This window comes from Brevundimonas sp., assembly GCF_016463485.1.
Classification (GTDB): Bacteria; Pseudomonadota; Alphaproteobacteria; order Caulobacterales; family Caulobacteraceae; genus Brevundimonas.
On the sequence record NZ_JAEMRD010000070.1, the window covers coordinates 7839 to 16812 of the forward strand.

At 67.0% G+C, this 8974-nt stretch carries 9 protein-coding genes; 3 read left to right on the plus strand and 6 right to left on the minus strand.

The annotated features are described in order from the left end of the window. Together JHC99_RS11060 and JHC99_RS11065 are read left to right on the plus strand one after the other, a co-directional pair. The coding region (locus JHC99_RS11060; RefSeq protein WP_292154215.1) for an OB-fold nucleic acid binding domain-containing protein at positions 1-480 on the plus strand (480 nt) is incomplete at its 5' end. 125 nt (positions 481-605) lie between these two features. Then, the gene (locus JHC99_RS11065; RefSeq protein WP_292154217.1) at positions 606-2411 is read left to right on the plus strand and encodes an oligopeptide:H+ symporter; all 1806 of its coding nucleotides are present in this window, start codon (positions 606-608) and stop codon (positions 2409-2411) included. A gap of 301 nt (positions 2412-2712) precedes the next feature. On the opposite strand, the gene JHC99_RS11070 is transcribed toward JHC99_RS11065, so the two are convergent. Together JHC99_RS11070 and rlmJ are read right to left on the minus strand one after the other, a co-directional pair. Further along, positions 2713-3039 carry a low affinity iron permease family protein gene (locus tag JHC99_RS11070; RefSeq protein WP_292154219.1) on the minus strand — a complete coding sequence of 109 codons (327 nt, stop codon included), beginning with the start codon at positions 3037-3039 and terminating at the stop codon, positions 2713-2715. A 55-nt stretch (positions 3040-3094) separates the two neighbouring features. After that, positions 3095-3907, minus strand: coding sequence for a 23S rRNA (adenine(2030)-N(6))-methyltransferase RlmJ (gene rlmJ / locus JHC99_RS11075; RefSeq protein ID WP_292154221.1), 813 nt, complete (start codon positions 3905-3907; stop codon positions 3095-3097). A 179-nt stretch (positions 3908-4086) separates the two neighbouring features. Between rlmJ and JHC99_RS11080 the strand changes: the two genes are divergently transcribed. Then, entirely contained in the window at positions 4087-6522 is a 2436-nt protein-coding gene (locus tag JHC99_RS11080; protein WP_292154223.1) for a TonB-dependent receptor, read from the plus strand. Between the two features lie 141 nt (positions 6523-6663). Here the strand turns inward: JHC99_RS11080 and JHC99_RS11085 are convergent, their stop codons facing one another. From JHC99_RS11085 to JHC99_RS11100, 4 genes are all read right to left on the minus strand, one after another. Then, on the minus strand, positions 6664-7152 hold the full coding sequence (locus JHC99_RS11085; RefSeq protein ID WP_292154225.1) for an Rrf2 family transcriptional regulator: 489 nt from the start codon (positions 7150-7152) through the stop codon (positions 6664-6666). Between the two features lie 4 nt (positions 7153-7156). After that, positions 7157-8197 (minus strand): L-threonine 3-dehydrogenase, encoded by a 1041-nt coding sequence (tdh, locus tag JHC99_RS11090; RefSeq protein ID WP_366927791.1) that lies wholly within the window; start codon positions 8195-8197, stop codon positions 7157-7159. Positions 8198-8227: 30 nt separating this feature from the next. Then, positions 8228-8527 (minus strand): barstar family protein, encoded by a 300-nt coding sequence (locus JHC99_RS11095; RefSeq protein WP_292154229.1) that lies wholly within the window; start codon positions 8525-8527, stop codon positions 8228-8230. Continuing rightward, positions 8528-8974: aminotransferase class I/II-fold pyridoxal phosphate-dependent enzyme (locus tag JHC99_RS11100; RefSeq protein ID WP_292154231.1), on the minus strand; the 447-nt coding region annotated here is incomplete at its 5' end.

An 8974-nucleotide genomic window follows, 5' to 3' on the forward strand; every position in this document is an offset into this window, starting at 1 on the left:
GTCGGCGACTATCAGACCATCCGCCTGTCGCTGAAGGGCCACCCCGTCGCCTTCCTGCGCGATCGGCTGGCCAGGGCCGGGGCGATGACGGCGCTGGACTATCAGGCGGCGCGTGAGAACCGGCGGGTGGCGGTCGGCGGTGTGGTGCTGGTGCGCCAGCGTCCCGGGTCGGCCAAGGGGGTGGTGTTCCTGACGCTGGAGGACGAGACCGGGGTCGCCAACCTGGTCGTCTGGCCCGACGTGTTCGAGCGGCTTCGGCCCATCGCCATGGGCGCGCGAATGGTCCTGGCACGCGGCCGGGTGCAGCGGGCGGAAGGCGTGACCCATCTGGTGGTCGAGGACCTGATCGACTGGACCCCCATGCTGGGCCAGCTGTCGATGAGCCAGACGCCGGGATCGGGCCATGCCCCGTCGGGCGCGGGTCGCGGCCGACATCCCCGGGACGTCCGGATCCTGCCCGGATCGCGGGATTTCCACTGATCCAGAGGGTTTGAGACACCGGGGTTACGCTTTCGATTCATCCTTAAGACTTGTCGGGCCTTTGCCGCCGTGCTGCTTATGCTCTCAAAGCGCGCCGGGTCGGCGCTGCATGAGGGAGTGAGCGTTTGAGCACGACGGATATGGGGGGGCTTTCGCCTCGCAAGACTTTCCTGGGGCACCCGCGGGGGCTGGTGATCCTGTTCTTCACCGAGATGTGGGAGCGCTTCTCCTTCTACGGGATGCGGGCCATGCTGACGGTCTATCTGATCCAGCATTTCCTGTTCGGCCCCGAAGAGGCGCAAGGCATCTACGCCGCCTATGCGGCCCTGGTTTATCTGATGCCCGTCATCGGCGGGCTGATCGCCGACAAGTATCTGGGATCGCGCAAGGCCGTGATCATCGGCGCCGTCCTGCTGGTACTCGGTCACTTCACGATGGCCTTCGAGGGCACCGGCGGTCGTGAGCGGATCACCATCGGCGACACGACCTATGCCATCGAGGTCGATGGCCGGAACCAGGATCGCAAGCTGTTCGCGGTCAACGGGGCCGAGCGGGTCGAGATCGAGGTCACGCCCGAAGGCGTCAAGCGGATCGGTGCGGCGGACACCCGCGTCCCGCCCGCCCAGGTCGAGCCCGGCGGTGCGCCCGGCGCACCCGTCGCGCCTGTGACGGCCGTCGACGCCCCTGCGGGCGGCTTCCCGGCCTTCACCCCCGTCGGCGGTTATTCGCTGGACACGACGCGGGACACCCAGGTCGGAGAACCCCTGCTGTTCCTGGCCCTGTCGCTGATCATCGTCGGCGTGGGCTTCCTCAAGGCCAATATCTCGACGGTCGTGGGCGCGCTCTATGAAGAGAACGATCCGCGTCGGGATGGCGGCTTCACCATCTTCTACGTCGGTATCAATCTGGGATCCTTCCTGGCCACGATCGCCTGTTCCTACCTCGGCTATACCTACGGCTGGGCCTACGGGTTCGGCCTCGCGGGACTGGGGATGCTGGCGGGCCTGCTGACCTTCATCCTGGGTCAGCCCTGGCTCGAGGGTCGCGGCGCTCCGCCCAACCCCGAGAAGCTCGCAGGAACCAAGGTCCTGGGCGTTCCGCTGGAGGTCGTGTTCTGGATCGGTGGTCTGGTCGCCGTCTTCCCGACCTGGCTGCTGATCCGCCGGCACGAGATCATCGAAGCGGTCCTGCCCTGGGCGGCCGGCGCCATCTTCGTCGCCGTCGTCGGCTATACGGTGACCAGGCTGAAGGGCACCGATCGTTCCCGCATGCTGGTCGCTCAGGTGCTGATCTTCTTCTCGGTCCTGTTCTGGGCCCTGTTCGAACAGGCCGGGTCGTCGCTCAGCCTGTTCGCCGATCAGTCAACGGCCATGCCGTCCTGGTTCAACGTCGGCTATACCCAGTCCTTCAACCCCGGCATCATCATCCTGCTGGGGCCGCTGGTAGCCGGCCTCTGGGTCGCCCTGGGCAAGCGCGGCCTGGAGCCGTCGACCCCGGTGAAGTTCGCCGCAGCCCTGGCGTTGGTGGGTTCGGGCTTCCTGCTGCTGGCGTGGGCGTCTCTGAACGCGGCCAACGTCGACTTCCGCGTGCCGTTGATGTTCCTGTTCCTGACCTACTTCCTGCACACGGTCGGTGAACTGTTCCTCTCGCCGGTCGGTCTGTCGATGGTGACCAAGCTGTCGGTGGAACGGGTCGTGGGCCTGATGATGGGGGTCTGGTTCCTGTCCAGCTCGGTCGCGCACATCGCCGCCGGCGTCATCGCCAAGGCCACGGCGACGGCGACGGTGGCCGGGGTCGTCACCGATCCGGCCCTGGCGCTGCAGACCTATGCGTCCCTGTACAATACCATCGGCTGGGTGGGCGTCGGCGTGGGGGTTCTGCTGCTGGCGATCTCGCCCGTCCTCAAGAAGGGCATGGCCGGCGTCAACTGATCCCAGGCGCGCAGACCGTCAGACGGATGAAAGGCGGTGGTCGCGAGACCGCCGCCTTTTTTCGTGCCCGACGTCTTTTCCTGGACTGTCCGGACTCGAAAATTAGAGTCCGAGGAGTCCGAGGAGTCCGAGGAGTCCGGCCTCCGTGGAACGGATGCGGGATGTCAAAGACCCATAGGCCCGGGATCATACCCGCCGTCGGGACCAGGCCGACCAAATCGACTCAAGAATGAGCCGATCCCTTGCAGGACAAGGGATTGCTCGATCGAAGTTGCGAACCTGAAGCATTCCGGACAGCCGTCTACGGCGTCGTTCCGGCATTGCGGATCTCCTCGATGTCGTCGGCGGTCTCCTGATCCAGGCCGGCGACCTCGTTGCGGGCCCCGTCGGTGGCCAGGATCAGTTCGTCGAGCTTGGCCTGAAGGGCGGCGGTGTCGCGATTCTGGCCCCGCTGGATGACCAGGGTCATGGCGACGGCGACCAGGGTCGCCACGGCGTGGAGGTCGAAGCTTTCAGGCTCGACCCATCGCCAGACGACGGCGAAGATCAGCAGGACGATCAGGCTGGCGGGATGGCCCAGGGCCGCCACGACGGCGGTCATGGCACGGTGCAGAGAATGATTGCGCATTCTCGTCAGCGCGCGGCCCGGATCGTGGTTCCAGGGCGCTGACCCTGACCGACCGTCACAGTCGCCAGACCTCCCCCCTGCCCCCCGCCTCGCCCAGGGCCGTGGCGACCCAGGTGCAGATCTCGGCCGCGACCGCATCGGTGCCCGGCGGTGGATTGACCACCACCATGGCGCAGCCGTTCATCTTCATCGGGTCGGTCAGAGGCCTCAGACGTGCCTCGGCGACCAGCACCGGCCCGACCCCGTCCAGCCGCCTCAGGAAGCCGTCGAAGGTCTCGAGGTCCTTGAGCGGGGTCCAGATGGCCACCGTCGCACCGGCGTCGGCGCGGACCAGGGCCACGGCGGTCTCGGCCGCCCTCAGATAGTCGTCGGCGCGCTCGAACGGGGGATCGATCAGGATGAGCGGCGCGTCGGCGGCCCGCGCTGCGGCCACCACCGCCGCATAGCCGTCCGCCGCCGCACTGTCGGCCTCCGGAAACGGAGCCAGGGCGTCAGCCAGCAGGGCCTGGACCGCCTCGACCATCTCGAAACCCAGATAGCGGTCGTCGCCCCCCAGCGCCCGCGCGACCAGGACCGGTGAGCCCGGATACCAGCGCACGCCGCCGTCGGGATTCAAGGCCCGCACCTCTTTTGCCAGGGCTTCCAGCGACGCCGGCAGGTCCGTCGCCGTCATCAGCCGCGCGACCCCGGCCTCGGCCTCGCGCGAGCGGGTCGCGTCGCCCTGCAGGTCATAGAGGCCTGCCCCCGCATGGGTATCCAGCACCGCGACCGGCCCTGAGGCCTGGCGCGCCTTCACCAGCCACAGCACCAGTGCGTGCTTGACCAGATCGGCGAAGTTTCCGGCATGGAAGCTGTGGCGATAGTTCATGGGTGCTCGTCACCCGTCGTGTGGTGCGCGTCAAGCGGGGGACCGCCCGAGCCATCGGTGATCCTTCTTCCAAAGGCCGCGCCGGAAAACTGCAAACGCGCCTCAGTAAAACTCTACTGCACAGCTAGGTTTTTAATGACACCCTGATCGCGCCGCATATCGCGAACGCAGGAACCGTCATGCCTACATCCCTCCCCGCCCTTCGGACCGGCCTTCTGGCCGCGGTGTCGACGGTCGCGATCTGCTGCGCCGCGCCCGCGCTGGCCGAGGTCGCCGCACCGGAAGCCGCGCCGGTCGCCGCCGAACCCACCCCACCGGAGGGCGCGCCCCAATCCACGCTGGACCCCGGCTTCGCCTCGCTGGGCGACATCGTCGTCACCTCACGGCGCCGCGAGGAACGGGCCCAGGACGTGCCGATCGCCCTGACCGTCATCAACGAAGAGCTGCTGAACCGCACCGGCGCCTACAACGTCGGTCAGGTGACCCAGCTGGCCCCCTCGGTCCAGTTGCTCAGCCCCAACGCGCGCAACACCGCCATCACAATCCGGGGCCTGGGGGCCAGCTATGGCCTGGCCAACGACGGGCTGGAACAGGGCGTCGGCATCTATATCGATCAGGTCTATTACAGCCGCCCGGCCACGGCGACGCTGGACTTCGTCGACATCGACCGAATCGAGATCCTGCGCGGGCCGCAAGGGACGCTGTTCGGAAAGAACACCACGGCCGGAGCCCTCAACATCACCACCCGCGCGCCCTCGTTCACGCCGGACGCGCAAGGCGAAGTCACCATCGGCGACTATGGCTTCCTGCAAGCCAAAGCCTCGATCTCCGGGCCATTGATCGACGACAAACTGGCCGCGCGCCTGTCCTTCGTCTCGACGCGCCGCGACGGCTTCCTCGACAACGTCACCGTCGACCGCGAGCAGAACTCGCAGGACTCGATCAGCCTGCGCGGCTCGCTGCTGTTCCAGGCCACCGCCAATCTGACCGTCCGCCTGTTCGGCGACTATTCGGACCAGACGCCAGATTGCTGCACCCAGCTGTATGTGCGGGTCGGCGACACCGCCAAGCCGGTGAACCTGCGCTTCCCGGCCCTGGCCGCCGGGCTGGGCTATGTGCCCGCCAGCACCAACCCCTATGACCGCATCGCCGACGTGGACGGCGCGATCGGCGCCGACCAGATCCAGCGCGGCTTTTCGGCCATCGTCGACTACGACTTCGGCTGGGCCACCCTGACCTCGATCACGGCCTGGCGCGCGTGGGACTGGCGGCCGGCCAACGACCGCGACTACACCGCACTAGACATCACCCGCCAGTCGGCCAACCCGTCGGATCAGGACCAGTCGAGCCAGGAGTTCCGGCTGTCGTCCAACGGATCGAACCGGATCGACTGGACCGTCGGCGCCTATGCCTTCCATCAGGCGGTGGAGACCCACGGCGTCACCGAATACGGCCGCAACGCCTCCTACTGGCTGACGACGGTAACCGTGGGCGGCGTGCCCGTCCCCGGCACCAACCCCGGCCTGCTCGACGGTTACACGGTGTTCAACGACAGCCGCATCGAGACCGACTCACTCGCCGTCTTCGGCCAGTTCACCTGGAACATCACCGACCGGCTGCACCTGACGCCGGGCCTTCGCTACACCCATGAAGAAAAAAGCGGCGTCTACGCCTCGACCGTCAGCGGCGGCGGTCCGGGCACGGCGGCCGACCTGACCCGCCGCCTCGGCGTCGCCCGGCCCCAGAGCTATGCCGCCGACATCTCGGACGGCGACCTGTCGGGCCAGGTGTCTCTGGCCTATGACGTCAGCGACGACATCCTCGTCTATGGCAGCTATGCGCGGGGCTTCAAGTCGGGCGGCATCAACATGGCCGGCATCCCCAACCTGCCGAACGGCAGCCCGTCCCTGACCAACGCCACCGTCGAGCCCGAGGCGGTGACGACTTGGGAGCTGGGCCTCAAGACCCAGTTGTTCGACAAGCGGCTGACCGCCAACCTGGCCGCCTATCGCACCGACGTGGAGGACTATCAGGCCAACGTCGTCGACACCGGCCCCGGCGCCCTGCGCGGCTATCTGGCCAATGCGGACAAGGTCGAGATCCAGGGCATCGAGTTGGACGCCTTCGCCCGGCCGAACGCGTTCGTCGACCTGTACGCAAACGTCTCCTGGACCGACGCGAAATACGCCGACTTCAAGAACGGCCCCTGCCCCCTGGAGCGGATCGGCACGGCGACGATCGCCTGCGATCTTTCGGGCAAGGAACTCCCGGGCGTATCCCCCTGGGCCGGCGCGATCGGGGGGGAAGTCCACGCCGACACGACCGCGCTCGGCCAGTCGGGCGAGGCCTATTTCGGCGCCGACGCCAGCTACCGCTCGACTTACAACGCGGACGCCTCGGTCTCGAGGTACACCGAGATCGAGGGCTACAGCATCGTCAACCTGCGCGCCGGCTTCCGTTCTGAGGCGGGGTGGGAGGCGTTCGTCTTCGTCAAGAACGCGCTGGAAGAGGATTATATGCAGCTGCTGACGGTCCAGGCCGGCAACTCGGGCCTGGTGCTGGGGACGCCCGGTGATCCCAGGACCGTGGGGCTGACGATCCGGGCGCGGTACTAGGGTCGAGGCACGCTTCTCCTCCCCGTGCGCAGCATGGGGAGGTGGCGCGGCCCTCCTTCAGGGCCGTGACGGAGGGGGCGACACGTTATCGAAAGTGAGGGCTTTCACACCCCTACAGGACAGACCGAGTCGCCCCCTCCGTCACGGCTCGAAGCCGAGCCGCGCCTGAGGACGGCTCGTATACGAGCCGCCCGCAGCGCCATCGCTGCGCGACGGGGAGGAGAGCGTTCCCACCAGATCCGCCAACGTGCGCCGTTCCAGCACCTCGGCCAATGCATCCCGCCCTTCCAGCAGCACGAACCGGATCCGACACGTCTCCACATCCGCGCAGTCCTCGCAGGCCTCGAACCGCGTCCGTGACGCACAGGGCGCCAGCGCCAAAGGCCCGTCCGTGGCCCGGATGATGTCGGCGACCGAAATCTCGCCCGCCGGTCGCGACAGGGCATAGCCGCCGGCCCTGCCCCGCAAGGACACCACCAGCCCGTCCAGCTTCAGCCGCAGCAGGATGGATTCCAGATACTTCCTCGGAGCTGAGGCCGCCGTGGCGACCTCCAGGATCGAGGCGTGGCCGTCGCGCTCGGCCAGGACCATCATCGCCCGCATGGCGTATCGGGCGGTGTCCGACAGCACGGTCTCAGGCGGCCTTCTGCCAGTCCAGAACGACCTTGCCCGACTGACCCGACTTCATCGCTGCAAAGCCCTCGCGGTACTGATCGTACGCCAGTCGATGCGTGATCAGGGGCTCGAGGTCGAGCCCGGCCTTCAGCAGGCCCAGCATCTTCCTCCAGGTCGTGAACATCTCGCGCCCATAGACGCCCTTGATGGTCAGGGCCTTCAGGATGATGGCGCCCCAGTCGGTCTCCATCGGTTTCGACGGAATGCCCAGCATGGCCATGCCGCCGCCCATGATCAGGGTGTCGACGCACTGTTTGAACGCGATCGGCGATCCCGACATCTCCAGCGCCACGTCGAACCCAACCTTGAGCCCCAGCTCCTTCATCACGTCGCGCAGATCCTCGCGTGAGGTGTTCAGCGTCCGCACGCCCGGCGCGACCTTGAGAGCCAGCTCCAGCCGATAGTCATTGATGTCGGTCAGGACGACGGTGCGCGCCCCGGCATGGCGCGCCACGGCCGCCGCCATGATCCCGATGGGCCCCGCGCCCGTGACCAGCACGTCCTCGCCCAGCAGGTCGAACTGCTGCGCCGTGTGGACCGCATTGCCGAAGGGATCCAGCATCGAGGCCACCTCGTCCGACACGTCGTCGGGCAGTTCGATGACGTTGAAGGCCGGCGCCACGACGAACTCGGCGAAGGCCCCCTGACGGTTCACCCCGATGCCGCGCGTGTGCGGATCCAGATGGAAATGGCCGGCCCGCGCGGCCTCGGAGTTCAGGTCGATGACGTGGCCCTCGGCCGAGACCCGCTGGCCGATCTTCAGCGGCCGATGGACGTCCGAACCGATGGCGACGATCTCTCCACTGAACTCATGGCCCGTGATCATCGGCGTCGGCACATTCTTCTGGGACCACTCGTCCCAGTTCCAGATGTGGATGTCGGTGCCGCAGACCGCCGTGCGATGCACACGGATCAGCACATCCTCGGGGCCCGCCACCGGGATCGGCGCATCGATCAGCTCCAGACCCTCGACGGGACCGGTCTTGGCCAGGGCCTTCATGGTTTGCGTCATCTCAAACTCCTACAATCGTCAGGATTGCTCGATCACGAGCGACACGGGAAAGGCAGGCTCGAACTCGTCCTCCATATCCCTCAAATTCTCGAGGACATCGATCAGGACAGCGAAATCTTTCCGCCCGAGATTTCGCTCCAAGGCTTTCGGGTGCCTGACCGTGATCTCGAGGGGGTATTTTATGAACGAGCCTAGCTCATCGAGAGCATCTAGGTTTCGGCCGAACCAGGCCGGAATATCAGGAAGCTGCGCAACCAGGTCATAGACATCCTCGAGGCTCTCCACGTTGCCCCCGTCAATGACGAGCTTCGACAGCAACTAGATCACTCCCAACTCTTGACCTGCCTGCTTGAACGCCGCGACGGTCTGATCGATGTGGTCGAACGTATGCGCCGCCGACATCTGCGTCCGGATGCGCGCCGCGCCCCTCGGGACGACGGGGAACGAGAACCCGATCACATAAACCCCCAGTTCCAGCATCCGCGCCGCCAGATCCTGGGCCAGCTTGGCGTCGCCCAGCATCACCGGAATGATCGGATGCTCGCCGGGCAGCAGGTCGAAGCCGGCCTCCGTCATCGCCGCCCGGTACCGCTGCGCATTGGCCGTCAGCTGGGTCCGCAGGGCGTCGCCCTCGGCCCCCTGCGCGATCCGTATCGCCTCCATCGAGGCCCCGCAAACCGCCGGCGCCAGGGCGTTGGAGAACAGATAGGGCCGCGCCCGCTGCTTCAGCAACTGCACCACGACCGAGGTCGCGCAGATGAACCC